This window comes from Paractinoplanes rhizophilus (assembly GCF_042664765.1).
GTDB lineage: Bacteria > Actinomycetota > Actinomycetes > Mycobacteriales > Micromonosporaceae > Actinoplanes > Actinoplanes rhizophilus.
In genome coordinates, this window is the sequence record NZ_JBHTBJ010000039.1 from 15,189 (window position 1) to 30,380 (window position 15,192).

General features: G+C 73.7%; 14 protein-coding genes. 5 read left to right on the forward strand and 9 right to left on the reverse strand.

Annotation, left to right across the window (positions count from 1 at the left end):
- The first annotated feature begins 43 nt into the window (after positions 1-43).
- The 3 genes from ACFQS1_RS33255 (at position 44) to ACFQS1_RS33265 (ending at position 2,868) form a co-directional block, all read left to right on the forward strand.
- Positions 44-1,060 carry a carbohydrate kinase family protein gene (locus tag ACFQS1_RS33255; RefSeq protein ID WP_378975971.1) on the forward strand — a complete coding sequence of 339 codons (1,017 nt, stop codon included), beginning with the start codon at positions 44-46 and terminating at the stop codon, positions 1,058-1,060.
- Positions 1,053-2,375: a 6-phospho-beta-glucosidase gene (locus tag ACFQS1_RS33260; RefSeq protein WP_378975972.1), complete on the forward strand. Its 1,323-nt coding sequence runs from the start codon at positions 1,053-1,055 to the stop codon at positions 2,373-2,375. The genes ACFQS1_RS33255 and ACFQS1_RS33260 overlap by 8 nt, the downstream gene beginning before the upstream one ends.
- A 175-nt stretch (positions 2,376-2,550) precedes the next feature.
- Positions 2,551-2,868 (forward strand): hypothetical protein, encoded by a 318-nt coding sequence (locus ACFQS1_RS33265; protein ID WP_378975973.1) that lies wholly within the window; start codon positions 2,551-2,553, stop codon positions 2,866-2,868.
- Positions 2,869-2,915: 47 nt separating this feature from the next.
- Here ACFQS1_RS33265 and ACFQS1_RS33270 read toward each other — a convergent pair whose 3' ends face one another.
- From ACFQS1_RS33270 to ACFQS1_RS33310, 9 genes are all read right to left on the reverse strand, one after another.
- A complete protein-coding gene (locus ACFQS1_RS33270) occupies positions 2,916-3,413 on the reverse strand; it encodes a GNAT family N-acetyltransferase (protein WP_378975974.1) in 498 nt (165 codons plus the stop codon).
- 56 nt (positions 3,414-3,469) lie between these two features.
- Positions 3,470-4,474 carry a hypothetical protein gene (locus tag ACFQS1_RS33275; RefSeq protein ID WP_378975975.1) on the reverse strand — a complete coding sequence of 335 codons (1,005 nt, stop codon included), beginning with the start codon at positions 4,472-4,474 and terminating at the stop codon, positions 3,470-3,472.
- A 241-nt stretch (positions 4,475-4,715) separates the two neighbouring features.
- A complete protein-coding gene (locus tag ACFQS1_RS33280) occupies positions 4,716-5,612 on the reverse strand; it encodes a M56 family metallopeptidase (protein WP_378975976.1) in 897 nt (298 codons plus the stop codon).
- Positions 5,609-5,989 (reverse strand): BlaI/MecI/CopY family transcriptional regulator, encoded by a 381-nt coding sequence (locus tag ACFQS1_RS33285; protein WP_378975977.1) that lies wholly within the window; start codon positions 5,987-5,989, stop codon positions 5,609-5,611. Before ACFQS1_RS33285 ends, ACFQS1_RS33280 begins: the two co-directional genes overlap by 4 nt.
- 132 nt (positions 5,990-6,121) lie before the next feature.
- Positions 6,122-7,198 (reverse strand): sulfite oxidase, encoded by a 1,077-nt coding sequence (locus ACFQS1_RS33290; RefSeq protein WP_378975978.1) that lies wholly within the window; start codon positions 7,196-7,198, stop codon positions 6,122-6,124.
- 20 nt (positions 7,199-7,218) lie between these two features.
- Complete coding sequence (locus ACFQS1_RS33295) at positions 7,219-8,082, reverse strand: enoyl-CoA hydratase/isomerase family protein (protein ID WP_378975979.1); 864 nt, start codon at positions 8,080-8,082, stop codon at positions 7,219-7,221.
- Positions 8,079-9,326, reverse strand: a complete 1,248-nt coding sequence (locus ACFQS1_RS33300) for a Dyp-type peroxidase (protein ID WP_378975980.1) — start codon at positions 9,324-9,326, stop codon at positions 8,079-8,081. The genes ACFQS1_RS33295 and ACFQS1_RS33300 overlap by 4 nt, the downstream gene beginning before the upstream one ends.
- Entirely contained in the window at positions 9,323-10,483 is a 1,161-nt protein-coding gene (locus tag ACFQS1_RS33305) for a DUF4331 family protein (protein ID WP_378975981.1), read from the reverse strand. Before ACFQS1_RS33305 ends, ACFQS1_RS33300 begins: the two co-directional genes overlap by 4 nt.
- Positions 10,484-10,485: 2 nt before the next feature.
- Positions 10,486-11,022: a hypothetical protein gene (locus ACFQS1_RS33310; protein WP_378975982.1), complete on the reverse strand. Its 537-nt coding sequence runs from the start codon at positions 11,020-11,022 to the stop codon at positions 10,486-10,488.
- Between the two features lie 331 nt (positions 11,023-11,353).
- Here ACFQS1_RS33310 and ACFQS1_RS33315 point away from each other — a divergent pair, with 331 nt between their 5' ends.
- Together ACFQS1_RS33315 and ACFQS1_RS33320 are read left to right on the forward strand one after the other, a co-directional pair.
- Positions 11,354-12,511, forward strand: coding sequence for an MFS transporter (locus ACFQS1_RS33315; protein ID WP_378975983.1), 1,158 nt, complete (start codon positions 11,354-11,356; stop codon positions 12,509-12,511).
- 17 nt (positions 12,512-12,528) lie between these two features.
- The gene (locus ACFQS1_RS33320) at positions 12,529-15,162 is read left to right on the forward strand and encodes a winged helix-turn-helix domain-containing protein (RefSeq protein WP_378975984.1); all 2,634 of its coding nucleotides are present in this window, start codon (positions 12,529-12,531) and stop codon (positions 15,160-15,162) included.
- Positions 15,163-15,192: the final 30 nt, after the last annotated feature.

A 15,192-nucleotide genomic window follows, 5' to 3' on the forward strand; every position in this document is an offset into this window, starting at 1 on the left:
GGGATCACCCTCGGCCGTTGCCCGGCCGAAATAAGATCGCACAATGGCGCCGACGCTGGACCTTTTCGTTCCCGGTGTCGTCTACCTCGACATCGTCTTCACCGGACTCCGTGATCTGCCCCGCCCCGGCACCGAGGTCTGGGCCACCGGAATGGGCTCGTGTCCCGGCGGGGTGGCCAACCTCGCGGTCGCCGCGGCCCGGCTCGGCCTGCGGACCGGGCTGGGCACGACGCTCAGCACCGACGCATACGGCGATTTCTGCGCCTCGATCCTGTGTGGCCAGGAGGGCATCGACCTGTCGGCCTCGACCCGCACCGAGGGGCACTCGCCGGTCACCGTGTCGCTCGCGTCCTCCCGGGACCGCACCATGGTGACCCACGCACATCCGCCGGCGCTCAACGCCTCCGGGCTGGTGGGTGCGCTCCCCGCGGCCCGGGCGGCCTCGGTCAGCCTGACGAAGGACCGGCTGGCCTGGGTCCGCGAGGCCCGGTCGGCCGGCACGCTGGTCTTCGCCGACGTGGGCTGGGACGACAGCGAGGAGTGGCCGGCCGAGGCCCTCGCCATGCTCGACGACTGCTACGCCTTCCTGCCGAACTCGGTGGAGGCCATGCGCTACACCCGGGCGTCGTCACCGGAGGAGGCCGCCCGCCGCCTCGCCGGGCTGGTGCCGGTCGTGGTGGTGACCTGCGGCTCGGACGGGGCGATCGCGATCGACTCGGCGACCGGGGAGCTGGTGCGCGTGCCGGCGGTGCCGGTCGAGGCCCTGGACCCGACCGGGGCCGGGGACGTCTTCATGGCCGGCTTCATCCTGGGCACGCTCCGCGATTGGCCGCTCGCGCAGCGGCTGGCCTTCGCCAACCTCATCGCGTCGTTGTCGGTGCAGCATTTCGGCGGGTCGCTGTCGGCGCCCGGATGGGGCGACATCGCGGACTGGTGGCGGGCCTCCGGCGATCCGCGGTACGCCTTTCTCGGCGCGGTGATCCCGGGCGGCGAGCAGCGGGTGGTCCGCCGCGCGGGGGCGACCCTCGCCCGGCTGTCGGATGCGCACGCCCATGGCTGACCGGCGGCGGCTCACGATTCTCGGCGGGGGCGGGTTCCGGGTGCCGCTCGTCTACAGCGCGCTCCTCGGCGGCGACAGCCCGATCAGCTCGGTCGTGCTCCACGACGTTTCCGCCGCCCGGCTCGGCGCCATCTCCCGGGTGCTGACCGCGCAGGCGGCGACCGTCGCGCACCCGCCCGAGATCTCGGTCACGACCGATCTGACCGAGGCGCTGACCGGGGCCGACTTCGTGTTCAGCGCGATCCGGGTGCACGGCCTCGAGGGCCGCGTCATCGACGAGCGGGTGGCGCTCGGCGAGGGCGTTCTCGGGCAGGAGACGGTGGGGGCCGGCGGTATCGCGTACGGATTGCGGACCTTGCCGGTGGTGGACGCGATCGCGCGCCGCATCGCCCTGGTCGCGCCCGGCGCGTGGGTCATCAACTTCACCAACCCGGCCGGGCTGGTCACCGAGGCGATGGCCGCCCACCTGGGCGAGCGCGTGATCGGGATCTGCGACTCGCCCTCGGCCCTCGGGCGGCGGGTGATGCGGGCGCTGGGGGTGCCGTCCGCGCGGCTCGAATACGCGGGGCTCAATCATCTGGGGTGGCTCTCCGGCGTACGCGTCAATGGCGAGAATCTGCTCCCGCGGCTGCTGGAATCCGACGAAGCCCTCGCGTCCTTCGAAGAAGGACGCCTTTTCGGGGCGTCGCGGCTGCGCGCGCTGGCCGCCGTGCCCAACGAATATCTGCACTATTACTACGACACCGAGGATCTGGTACGGGCATCGCTGGCCGCCACCGAGACGCGCGGGGAGTTCCTGTTGCGGCAGCAGGACGAGTGCTATGCGCGGCTCACTTCGCCGTCGGCCGACCCGTTGCGATCGTGGACCGCGGCGCTGCGCAAGCGGGACGCCACCTATATGGCGCTGGAAGGGCTGGGCGAACGCGACGAGGCCGAGGGCGGCGGATATGAGGCGGTGGCGCTCGCGCTGATGACGGCGATCGCGTCGGACACGCCGTCCGATCTGATCGTCAATGTGCGCAATCGGGGAACGCTCGCCGTCCTGGACGACGACGCGGTGGTCGAGGTGCCGTGCCGGGTCGACGGTTCGGGGGCGCATCCCGGTTCCGGCGCTGCGCTTCCGGCGCACGGGGTTTCGCTGGTGACGCGCATGAAGTCGGTCGAGCGGGCGGTGCTGGAGGCGGCCCGGTCCGGGTCGCGGGCGGTGGCGGTACGCGCGATGGCGTGCCATCCGCTGATCGATTCCGTGCCGGTGGCGCGGCGCCTGATCGCGCAGTACCAGCGGCACCTGCCCGAGCTCGCTTATCTGCGCTGATATTTCCGTATTTGGGGGAGCGGGTGGTGGGCGGGCCATTCATCCGGACGGGGTGAGGCGGCCGGGGGCGCGCGGACGGGAGGGTGGGACTCGCGGCTCTCGGACCGGCGGAATCTTGATGAGCTTGCCTTCGCCGGGACCGGAGTTCGCCAACCGCACCGGGAAGGGATGAACCATGGGACGACGTGACATGGAGCTGCGCGACGCCATGGCCGGCGCCTGGACCGCGGCCAAGGTCAGCGGCGGACAGTTCCGGCAGCTGGTGCCGGTCTACTCCGACCGGCTCGGGCAGGCCTACCAGGTGATGCGCGGCCGGCAGATCCGGCGGATGGGGCGGGCCATCGCGATGACGGCCATCTTCGCCACGATCGGCGGGGCGGTGGCCGCGGTGGTCGCCGAGCGGCTGCTCGCGCACCGGACGCCGGCCGAGGTGGGCGAGGAACCGGCCCCGGCGGAGGAAGTGACGAAGTCGCCGGCGGCGTTCACCGGCTGACACCCGATCTCCCGCTCGCCGCACGGCCGCTCTCCGGCCGGCCGGTTTCAGCCCCGCCGGTCTCCGGCCGGCCGGTCTCCCGCCGGGCGGTGCTCCATCCAGACCGTGTCGGGCCAGCCGGGGCGCTCGCCCGGGTCGCGGCGCAGCTCGGTGAAGCCGAGGCGCCGGTAGAAGCCGGCCGCGCGGGCGTTGCCGTCGACGTACTCGAGGCGGACCGGGCGGCCCGGTGCGCGGTCGATCAGGGCGTTGATCAGGGCGGTCCCGGCGCCGGTGCCCTGCGACTCGGGGACCACGTAGAGCTTCCAGATGATCGGGATCTCGCCGCGCAGGTCGATGTTGCCGACGCCGCGCAGGCCGTCGCCGGTCGCGGCCACCAGCATGGTGGTGTCGCGCAGGCTCCGCTCGATCGCCTCGGCTGACCACCAGGTGGCGAGGCCGTCCCGGACGTACTCGTCACCGGCGAAGCCGTAGGTGGGCGGCCACGTGCGGTGGCCGATCTCGATGATGGCGTCGATGTCGCCGGGAACGGCTTCTCTGATCTCCACGGACCGATTCTGCCGTCCCGGCCGGGGCCGGCGCTGTCCCTGGGGCCGGCCGGGTCTCACGCCGGGTAGGGGTCGGGGCCCGCGCCGGTGTCGGCGCCGGGGCCGGGCTCGGGCGCCACGAACGCGGTCAGCGCGGCGTCCAGGGTCTGCACGATCTGGTCGACCTGAGGGCTGAGCCGGCGCCAGTCACGGCCGGTCGCCAGCGCCTGATTCTCGGCGTCGACGGCGGTCACCAGGTCCTGCGCCATGACGCCGATCTGGCCGGCGGCGGCGCGGTGGTAGTCGTCGGGCGCGCTGGTGGCGAGGGCCGACCAGCGGGCCGCGGTCTCGGTCAGGCCGGCCCGCACCGGCGGCCACGCGAGGGCCCGCTCGGCGGCGTCGCGGGTGCTCAGCACCAGGGGCAGGCGCGTGGCGATCAGGCCGCGGCCGGCATCGGCCGCGGCCGCGGCCTCGGTGCTCCAGGCGGCGGCGCGGCGCCTGCGGTTGACCAGCAGGACGCCCACCAGGATCGGCAGCCCGAGCAGCAGCAGGATCAACACCCAGCCCAGGGCGCTGACGCCGCCGGTCGTCGTGGCGGCCACCTCGGATGGGGTGGCGGCCGGCGAGGCGGCCCCGGTCGCGGCCGGCCCGGTCGTCGCCGGCCCGGTCGTCGCCGGCCCGGTCGCGGCCGGCCCGGTCGTCGCGTCGGCGGTGGCCGGCGGCGCGGTCGTGGGCTCCGGCGGATTCGTCGTGCGGGCCGGTGCGGTGGTCGCGGGGGCGTCGGTGGTGCGGTCCGGCTCGGCCGGCTTGGTGGTCGCGGGCGCGGCGGAGGTGGGCTCGGTGGGGGTGGGCTCGGCCGGTTCGGCCGCCGTGCGCGTGGGCTCGGCCGGTTCGGTGGTCGCCTGGCCCTCCCTCGTCCGGGTGGGCGCGGGCGCCTCGCGGCTGACCGTGCGATCCAGCGAAGGCGCCGTCGACGGCAACGCGGTGCCGTCCCCGCCCGCGTCGCAGGCCGCGAGCCCGGCCAGCGCCGTGGCGAGGGCGAGCCCCGCTACCAGCGGGCCGGCGTGCGTGGGCAGTCTCATCCGAAGTCCCTTCGAGCTCGGCGCCGGGACGGCGCACGGGCGCGCCGCGTGGGCCCGCCGGACGCGGGCCGGGCTCACCGAAAGCCTCGGTGACCGGCGGCGGCGGGACATCACTCCCGGCGGATGAAGGGCGCGACCGGCCGTGACGAGGCCGTAGGAGGCCGGTCGGCGGCGAAGCGCGGGGAACGGAAATCGCCCGGGGAAGGCGGAATGCGGGCGGGGGAGTGCGGGGAGGAGGGGGTCAGCCGGTCAGCCAGGTGCGGAGAACGCCGACGAAGGAGGCGGTGGCGGAGGCCTCCAGGGCGAGGCACGCGATCGCGACCGCGGCGAGCAGGGCCAGCTGCCAGCGAGCCGCGGCCGGGGGTGGGCTGTGCAGGGCGTGCACCCGGCGGACGATGACGCCGCCGTGCATGCCGAGAGCCGGAGCCGGGGCGGCGACCGGGTGGCCGACGGTGGCCAGGGCGGCGCGGGCGACGGCGCGGGCGACCAGGTCGCGGTCGCCGACGCCGCGGGCGGCCTCCTCGTCGGCCCAGCGTTCGACCAGGTAGCTCACCGCGTCGCGGGCCGGGCGCAGCAGCGGGTTCACCGCGGCGGCGGCGCCGGCCAGCAGGACGGCCGTGTGGTGGCGGTGGGCCAGGTGGGCGCGCTCGTGGGCCAGCACGGCGCGGCGCTCCGCGGCGTCGAGGACGCGGAGCATGCCGGTGGTCAGCAGGATCTCGCCGGGGCGGCCGGGGACGGCGACGGCGAGCGGCTCGGCCCAGTCGGCGACGACCACGCCGCCGGCGGACGGGCCGGCGTTGCGGAGGCGGCGGGCGGCGGCGCGGCGGAAGGAGAGGTCGCGGGCGAGGCGGAACAGCACGATCGCCAGGACGACCAGGGCGGTCACGGCAACCCCGTCGGGGACCGGCTCGGGCAGGACCATGCCGGTCCGGGCGTTGGTGGCGACCATCGGCGGGAGGTCGTCGAAGAGGGTGAGGAACAGCAGCAGCAGCGACCAGATGGTGGCGGCGGCGGCGAGGACGGCGGCGGTGACCAGGCCGGCGACGGCGGCGCGCGGGCGGGCCCGGTCGATCGCGTGGCGCGCGGCGACGGCGACCAGCAGCGGCAGGACCAGCGGAAGATAGACGGCCAGGGTCATGACTCACGCTCCGCGAGCAGCGCGCGCAGCGTCTCGGCGTCGTCCTCGCCGAGGGCGGCGGCGAACTGCTGCAGCACGGCCCGGCGGTCGGGGCGCTCGTCGAGGGTGGCCCGCATCCGGGTCGCGGCCAGCGTGGCCGCGTCCTGGGCGGGCCAGTAGGCGTGGCCGCGGCCGCGGCCGGCCGGGCCGCGGCGGACCAGGTCCTTGTCGAGCAGGCGGATGAGGATGGTCTGGACCGTGTTGTACGCCAGGTCGCCGCCCAGCGCCGCCTGCACCCCGCCCGGGGTGAGCGGCTCGCCGGCGGCCCACAGCGCGGCCATCACCTCGGACTCGAGCTCGCCCCGGGCCCGCCGGCGACCGGCCTCGTCCTCGGCCATCCCACCACTCCCCTCGGAAGACCCCTCGGGAAGAGGTTATCGCCCGGCCCCGGGATTCCCGGCGACCCGATCGCGACATGCGGCGGCACCACCTTTCCGGGGCAACGCTCGCCCGCGGCCGGATGGAGTCGGTCAGCGGACGTCGACGTACGAGATCTCGATGGCGTTGTTGCCGTACCCGAGCCGGTTCCACGGCGGGACGTCGGGTTGGACGTTGCCGGCCGCGTCGGTGGCCCGGGCCCGCAGGCTGTGCCGGCCGGGTGTGGCCTCCCACGTGTAGTGCCAGTCCTGCCACTGGTAGGGGCCCTTGGGCGGTTCGACGACGGCGGGGCTCCAGTCGCTCTCGCCGATGAAGCTGAGTCCGACGCTGGTGATCGGCCCGGCACCGGACCAGGCCTTGCCGCGGATCGTGCAGGTGCCGGCGGGAATGGTGGTCTCCGGAGCCGGGTCGGTGATCCGGGCCCGCACGCGCATGTGCGTGACCGGCTCGAACGGGCGGTCCGGCCATTGGTAGATGTAGTGGCCGGTCTGGAACTCGCCCACGAACGGCTCGGTGAGCACGTCGAGCCGGCTCAGCCATTTCACCGACGCGACCGCGTACCAGTGCGGCACCACCAGGCGGAACGGCGCGCCGTGGTCGGGCCGCAACGGTTCGCCGTTCATCTCGTAGGCGATGAGGATCTCGGCGGCCGGATCGGCGGCGTGGGCCAGCGGCAGCGAGCGCACGAAGGTCAGGTCGTCGACGTCCTCGAGGACCGAGCTGAGGTGGTATTTGCCGTGGTCGGCCCCCTCGCAGCGCAGTTCGGCGCCGTCCGGCCCGGGCCGCGCCTGAGCCAGGACGTCGGCCAGCCGGGCGCCCTTCCAGTAGGCCGTCGACACGGCGTAGCCGCCCCACGGTTCACCGGCCGGCAACGGTCTGGTGTCGAGGCGGCCGTTCCCGGCGCATTCGAGGGTGACGGCGTGCTCCACGGCCGGCATCGCCCGCAGGTCGTCGAGGGTGAGCCGCAGGGCGGTACCGACCGCACCGGCCACGTGCAGCGTGCCGTCGTGTTCCGGCAGCGCGAAGTTGCTGCGGACGTAGTGCTCGTCGGTCGAGGTGATGGGATCGCGGAGGGCCGCGTGCGGCGCTTCGGCGTTGAACGGCTCCTCCTTGATCATGGCAAGTGCGGCCCGGTTCGCGGCGATGGCGTCGGTGACGGCGAGGGACATGGCGAGCGCTCCTCGGTGGCTCAGTAGTCAGGGTCCTGGAATTGCGGGTCCCGGTTGTCGTTGAAGGCGCCGATTCCCTCGATCCGATCCGGGTGCACCGCGGAGCGCCAGTGGGCCTCCATCATGATCGAGATCGCGTGCTCGATGGGCTGGCCGGCGCCCATCTGGACCGCCCGCTTGACCGCCTGCACGGCCGTCGGCGAATTGCCGGCGATCTTCGCGGCGATGCGATGGGCCGCCGGCAACAACTCGTCCGGGGGATGGAGCTCGTTGACCATGCCGAGCCGGTACGCCTCCTGGGCGGTGATCGGGTCACCGGTCATCAGCATCTGCAAGGCCCGGCCGGGCGGCAGGACCCGGGGCAGCAGGGCCGGCGAGCCGCCGCCGGCGGCGAGTCCGATCATCGCCTCGGGCTGCCCGAACGTGGCGTTGTCGGAGGCGATGATGAAGTCGGTGCTCTGCGCGATCTCGGAACCGCCGCCGTAGGCGATTCCGTTGACGGCGGCGAAGATCGGCTTGCGGAGCTGGCGCAGCGTGTAGAGCGTCCGGTCGAAGTCCTGCCGCTGGCGCAGCCACTGCTGTTTCGTCATGCTCTTGCGCTGGCGCAGGTCGCTGCCGACCGAGAAGGCGCGGCTCCCGGCGCCGGTGATGATCGCGACACGGATCGCCGGCTCCACCGCGATGGTCTCCAGAACCTCGGTGAGCCGGGCGCCCATTTCGGTGGTGATCGCGTTGTCGGCCGGCGGCCGGTTCAGGGTGATGACCGCGACCGCGCCGCCGGCGGCGTAGTCCAGCAGCACCGACTTGGCGGGGTCGGTGTCGTCGGGTGCCGGAGGCCCGAAGTCTAGAGGCTTCCAGCGGTCGGTGCCGGTGGTGTGTGTCATCGGCTCTCCTCGGTGAGGCCGGCCAGCCAGCGCAGCCCGCGGAGGCCAGGGGCGAAGCAGTATTCGCCGCCGCGTGTCACCACGAACGGCGGCATGTCCCGCAGGCGGCGACGGATCGGCCGGCGCGGAACGGTGAAGGTTCCCGTTCCGTCCCGGGGACCGACGAGCGGGTCGCTCTCCTGCGGGGCGCCGATGAAGATGCCGTCGTTGATCCACTGCGTTTTGACGAACTCGAACTGCCGGTCGAGGTGCGCACCGGCGAAGACGAAGATGATGCCCCGGTCCGCCCCGTCGTCGTCGAGGACGCCGTCGGGCAGGGCCGGCCCGTAGCTGGTGCCGCGCCGGATCATGCGATGCAGCCGTACGTCGACGGAGTCGTCCTCGAGGGAGTCGCGCGGATTGGCGCGCCGGGCATGCGCCCCGGCCGGGCATTTGAGGCCGCGCGGATCGTCGCGGTAGCCGAAGTCGTTGTTGCGCTTCGGATCCGCACCGAGTTCCGGGTCGTCCCGGTCGGGGGTGAGCGCGAGTGGCGCCCCGGACTGCCACCGGCCGACCATCTTGGCCCCGAGCAGCGCCTCCTCGGCCCGGTCGGCGGCTCGTTCGCGCAGATAGCGGCGGTAGGCGGCGACCCGGGTGTGCAACTTGCGGAACACCACGTAGGTGCCGTTGCGGCCGAGCACGTCCGGAGTGGGCATCGGCGGCAGCCCGCCGGTCTCGTCCGGGTAGCCGAGGATGAACTCGCCGGCCTTGATCGGCGGCTCGCCCGGGTTCGCCGGCGCGGTTCCGGCACCCTCCACGACCGGTTGTCCGATCCCGTCCTTGAAGCCGAACGAGGTGCGTCCGGTCGCCAGCTGATAGCAGTCCTGCCGCCAGATCACGTCGACCCCCGGGAACTCGTCCTGGGCCTGGCGCGCCCGCTCCACCAGCTGCGCCAGACTCGCCTGGTCCGGGGCGAGTGTGGCGACCGCGATGTGCACGTCGGGGCGGCCGAGCGGTTCTTCCCAGTGATCCGGGCTGCTCTCGCCGACGTCGCCGAGCTCGGCCGCGCGGGCCGCCATGCCCTGCCGGAACTCGGGGGCGAAGCTGTCGAGGGACTCCTGCGGCACGCCGAGCGCCTTCAATCCCTGGTAGGTGAAGGCGACCGTCATCCACGGGGACGGGGTGCGGTCCAGGACGGATCGGGCCGGCAACAGCAGCGGGATCAGCCGGCGGATCAGGTCACGGCCGTCCTGCGGGACGTTCACCCGCAGCAGAAGGTACGTGCCGGCCGCCTACAGGTGCTCGGGTGGCTGCGGGGGCGTGGGATTCGCGGGCGAGAGGTACGGAAAGTGCGGGAGGCCGGCCGCGAGGACCGGTCGACGCCGTCCCGGATGACCGGACCGGTGCCGGCGTTGATCAGCAGGGTGAAGAACGTGTCCATCGCGTCGTCGTTGAGCGTCCGGCCGCCGCAGGTCGTGTGCCCGTGCCCGGCCAGGGTGGCCCGCTCGATCTCCAGGAACGACCCGTGCTCCTGATACGGCTTGCCGATGTCGACCGCCAGATGATCCGCGAGGACCAGGCTGGTCAGCGGGTGGTTGCCGTGCTCGTCGGCGGGCCAGTCGACGGTTCCGTCCAGGTTGTCCCAGAAGGTGAGGTTGGCGTTCAGGCGGGCGCGGTAGGCGCCCAGGTAGCCGCCGGCCAGGTGGAACGCGTCCTCCATGTTGTAGATGTCGCGGATCTCCAGGTCCCGGTTGACCGGGTCGAACTGCTTCGGCCCCAGCAGCAGGTTCTTGATCTCGGGCCGGCCGGTCCGCTCGATCCGGACGTTGAGCCGGCCCCGGGTGAGCGTTTCCGCGGCCACGCCGACCAGGCCGGCCCGTCCGCCGAGCAGCTGCGCGCAGTCGAGCTCGACGACGATGCTCAGCACGTTCTTGCCGTCCAGGAAGATCGCCGACGGGTCCGTGAAGGCCAGCTTGCCGGTCGCCACGGTCCGCAGCGCCGCCGGGGCGTCGAGGATGAACGGGTCCCACCGGGGACCGGCGAACACCCGTACCCCCGCGCCTTTGCCTCCTTCCGGGTCGCCGACCGGAAAGGCGACCTCGTCGCCGGCCGGTGTCCGGCACAAGCCGGCCTGCGGGCCGGCCTCGGGGGACTGGTCGGCGAAGACACAGTCGAAGACCCACTCCCCGGCGCCCGTGCCGAACGGCGCCGATCCGGGCGGCCCGCCGGCCGGCGTGAGCGGCCGGAGCCGGAATCGGTAGATCAGCCCGTCCGAGAACCGGCCGTCCGGCGGGGCGAACGGCAGGGTGTTGAGGACCAGGACCAGGTTCCCCGGCGACTCCGGACTGGGAAAGGCAAAGACATCGGTGATATCGGCGATCGGCACCGCCAGCGCGCGCGGGCCCGAGATGTGATCGGACATGCTCAGTCGGCCGCTTCGGCGAGCAGCGGCGCCAGGGCCGGCGCCTGCAGCAGCTCGGCCGCCTCCGGGTCGTCCAGGACCTGCTGGAACGCCCTGTTCACGCGCTCGGCCTTGCGGATCTCCTTGACCGTTCCGCCGTAGTTGCGCGCATAGCCGCCGGCACTGACCTGCGCCGACCGGATGAAGGCCTTGACCGCCTCCAGATCGGGCAGACCTTCGTAGCCCACCACGTGCCGGAAGATGGCGTCGAACAGTTTGAGCGGCTTGGACGCGAAGTCCAGCATGTACGAGTCCCACGGGCCGTCGAAGCTGGTCGCGAACAGCAGGCGGGTGTCGTTGTCGAACGGCACGAACCGGGCTTCGTGGATGACCGCGATCGGCATTTCGTAGTCGCCGGGCCGGTAGCCAGGTGACTCCTGCAGCGCACGCAGGGATTCCCGCAGGGCTTCGCCGTGTCCGGGCTTCACGTGGAAGAACAAGCTGAACTCACTCGTCGGGCCGACTTGAATGCCGGGCCGGGACGGGGCTTCGGCTGCCATCGGTGATCACTCTCCTGGTCGGAACGGATCTCATACGCCAGGAAGAGGGCGGGCATCCCCAGCTTGCTCAGTGTTGGGCGGGGCGGGAATGCTCACCTCACCCGCGGCGAGTGATTGACGTGGCCGCCGGCCGCCGTCGCCTCAGGTGCCGGGATCCGGTCGGCTCCGGCGTCCGAGTGAGCGTCGCCGGTCATCCGGTTCGGATGATGCGGGCTGGTGATCTAGGTGAGATGGTGTCGCACTGGGGGTATTCGCGTCGGGGGCTGGTTTGGGGAGAGCAGACGTTCGGGACCGGCCTGTCGCGGAACTGCGACGCGGCCGGCAGATGCTGGTGCTCGTCACCGTGGGCTATTTCCTCAGCGCGTGGGCGTGGGGCCTGCTGAGCCCGCTGGCGCCGTTGCTCCGCGACTCGGCGGGGCTCGCCGAGATGGAGCAGGCGCTGGTCGTGGCGGTGCCGGTGCTGGTCGGCTGCCTGGGGCGCGTCCCGGTGGGCGCGCTGGCCGACCGGTTCGGCGGCCGGGCCCTGTTCCTGGCGGTCACCGGGGTCACGATCGGCGCGCTGGCGGAGCTCGCGGCCGGCGGCTACCGGTCGCTGCCCGGGCTGATGGCCGGCGCCGTGCTGCTGGGCGCCGCCGGCACGACCTTCGCGGCGGGCGTGCAGTTCATCAGCGGCTGGTTTCCCGGCGCCGGGCGCGGGGTGGCCGTGGGCGTGCTCGGGATGGGTGTCTGCGGTGGTGCGGCCGGCGGGCTGACCGCGGTTCGCTGGGCCGGCGCGTACGGGATGGCCGTGCCCTTCGCGGTGAGCGCCGCCCTGCTGGCCGCGTGCGCGATGGCGGTTTTCCTGCTGGGCCGCGAGGCGCCGGACTGGCTGCCGTCCGGGCAGCGGGCGGCGAGCCGGCTTGCCGCCGCGCTGCGCCTGCGGATCACCTGGCAGGGCGCCGGGTGGTACTCGGTCCAGTTCGGCCTGTTCGTGGCGTTCTCCGTCTACCTGCCCGTCTACCTGGGCAATGCCTATGGCTTGCCGGCCGCCGGCGCGGGACTGTGGATGGCCGCGTTCGTGATCGTCGCGGTGCTGGCCCGGCCGGTCGGCGGGTGGGTCGCGGACCGTTTCGGGCCGGCGCGCCCGCTGGTCGCCGCTCTGGGTGCCTTGGCACTCGCCGCCGCGGCGCAAGCGTGCACGCCGCCGTTCCCGGTCACCGCCGGGCTGATCATGCCGATCATGGCGGTCGCGCTCGGCGTGGCGAGCTCGGCGACGCTGGTGCAGGTGGCGGCCGAGGCGGGGCAGCCCATGGTGGGTCTGGTGACCGGGCTGGTGACCGCGGTCGCCGGTCTGGCCGGGTTCGCCACACCGTTGGTGATGGCGTTCTCCTATGCCAGGCTCGGACGGTATGGACCGGCGATAGCGCTCTTCGCGGTCGCGGCGGCCGCGGGCGCGTGGAGCGCTGCCCGCCACCGTGCGGACGGCGCCGGACCGCAGGCCGCCGCATGACCGTGGAGGAGCTTGACGTGGAACTGCCCCCGCTGGTCGCCGCGAAGACGTCCCGCCCGCGGATGGTGCGCGCCGCTCTCCGCCGGGCACAGCTGACCGAATTGCTGGACGCCGCGGTCCGCAAACCGGTGACGCTGGTCTGCGCGGGTGCGGGCTGGGGCAAGACGATGGCGGTGTCGGCCTGGGCCGAGGCCCGCCGTGAGCCGGTCGCCTGGCTGAGCCTCGATCCGCACGACAACGACCCGCGGATCTTCTGGGCCTATGTGCTTGGAGCGCTGCGGGTCGCGGGGGCCATCACCGCGGAGAATCCGCTGCACGACCTCGCCGCCGTCCCGGCGGACGAGCTGGAGCGCAGCAGCCGGTTGACAGCCGGCCTGGCCCAGGTGCCGTACGGCACCGTGCTCGTGATGGACGACATCCAGGAGATCGACGACGCCGATGTGCTGCAGGAGCTGACCGGTCTGCTCCGTCACCTGCCGCCGGCGCTGAGGCTGGTGCTGGTGGGCCGGTCCGAGCCGAAGCTGCGGCTGCACCGCCTGCGGGCGGCTGGGCAGCTGGCCGAGCTCGGCACCGAGCACCTGGCCTTCACCGCGGGCGAGGCGGGCGCGCTCATCGCCGGGCACGGTGTCACGCTGACCGCCGACGACGTGTCCAAGCTGGTCGACCGCACCGAGGGCTGGGCCACCGGGCTGCAACTCGGCGCCGCCTTCCTGGCCGGCCGCGACGACGACCGGGCGATCGCGGAGTTCGCCGGCGACGTGCGCGCCGTCGACGACTACCTCACCCAGGAAGTGCTGGCCGAACGGCCGCGGCGGCAGCGGCGCTTCCTGCTGCAGACCAGCATCTGTGCGAACGTCTGCGCCGAGCTGGCCGACGCCATCACCCACGGCGGCGACGGCCAGCGCACGCTGGAGCAGCTCGAACGCGACAACGACTTCGTCCTGCGGCTCGGCGCGAAACCCCTCTGGTTCCGCTATCACCACCTGCTGCGCGACGTGCTGCGGCACCGGCTGCTGCTGGAGACGCCGGCCGTGATTCCCGAGCTGCACCGCCGGGCGGCGCGCTGGCACCTGGCGAACAACTCGGTGCTCGAAGCGCTGGCGCACGCGGTGTCGGCTCGCGACTGGGCCTACGTCGGGCGTCTGGTGGTGAGCCAGGCCGGCCCGCTGATGGTGTCGGCCCACCGCGGGCCGCTGGTCAAGATCCTTCAACAGGTGCCGCCGGCGAAACTCGGCTCGACGCCGGAGCTGATGATCTGCGGGGTGCTCCTGCTGTTCCACGCCGGCGACTACGAGACCATCCCGGCCCGCCTGGACGCGGCTCGCGCATTGCTGAGCACCCGGCCGGAGGCCGCCCGCGAGCCCATCGAGATCTTGTCGAACACCTTGCAGCTCGCCGCGGACCGAGCCGTCGGCGACATGCCCTCGGTGATCGCGGGCAGTGGCCGGCTGCTCGCTCTGCTGCGGGCGGCGCGGTCGGCCGCCGTGCCGGCCGTCGCCCAGAACAGGGCGATCGCCCTGAACAACCGCGGCCTGGCGCTGCTTTGGACCGGCCAGGTCGACGAGGCCGAACGAAGCCTCTGGGCCGGCGCCAACGCCGCCCGCGCGGCCGGCGTGGAGCTCGCCGAGGTCAACGCGACCGGCCACCTCGCGCTCCTGCACGCCTTCCACGGATCCATCGACGCGGCTGCCAAGCTCGCGGCGGGCGCCCTCGACCTCGCCGGCCGCCGGGGCTGGCGGTACGCGCTGCAGACGGTCGCCGCCCACTTCGCCCAGGCGCTCGTCCGGCTGCAGGCCCTCGATCTCGACGGCGCGGAGCGGGCCGCCCGGGACGGGCTGCGCGCGCACCTCGGCGACCCGGAGGCGGCCCAGCGGCTGGTCGCGCTCGGCGTCCAGGCCCGGCTGGCCATGGCCCGCGGCGCGCTGCGGAACGCCCGGAGCATGCTCGACGAGGCAGCACGCGACCGCCCGGCGCGCCTGCACGCGCCCGCGCTGGACCGCTGGCTGGCCCTCGCGGGGGCCGACCTCGACCTGGCCGAGGGCCGGCCGGATCTCGTCGTGCAGCGGTACGCCGAGGCGGATCACCTGGATCCCGCCGAGCAGATCCGCGTTGCTCGTGCCGCGTACCTCCAGGGCAGCCACGAGCGCGCCGAGGACGTGCTGGCCGCCGTCGCCACAGCCGAGCGCGACACCGTCGCGCGCACCGAGGCCGCGGTGCTGGGCGCTCTGGTGGCGGGCGCGCGCGGGCGGGGCGTCCGGGCCGCCGACCTGCTCTCCGCAGCGGTCGGCCTGGCCGCGCGAGAAGGGATCCGGCGGCCGTTCGTCGTGCTGACCGACACCCGGCTGGACGATCTGCTCCGCCGCCTGCGCTTGCTCACCCAGCACGACGAGCCGTTCGTCGCGGACCTCGTCGACGGCCTGCGGGGCGACCCCGAGGCGGCCGGCAGCGATCCGCTGGTGGAGAGCCTCAGCGACCGCGAGACCGAAATCCTCCGCTACCTGACCACCATGCTCACGGCCGCCGAGATAGCGGCCGACCTCGGGCTCTCGGTCAACACCGTGAAGGCTCACATGCGCGCGGTCTACCGCAAGCTCGGCGCCACCCGGCGCACCGACGCGGTCCTCCGGGCCCGCCGGCTCGGCATCCTCTGAAGGCGGTAGGCACGACCACGCCGGGCTCGC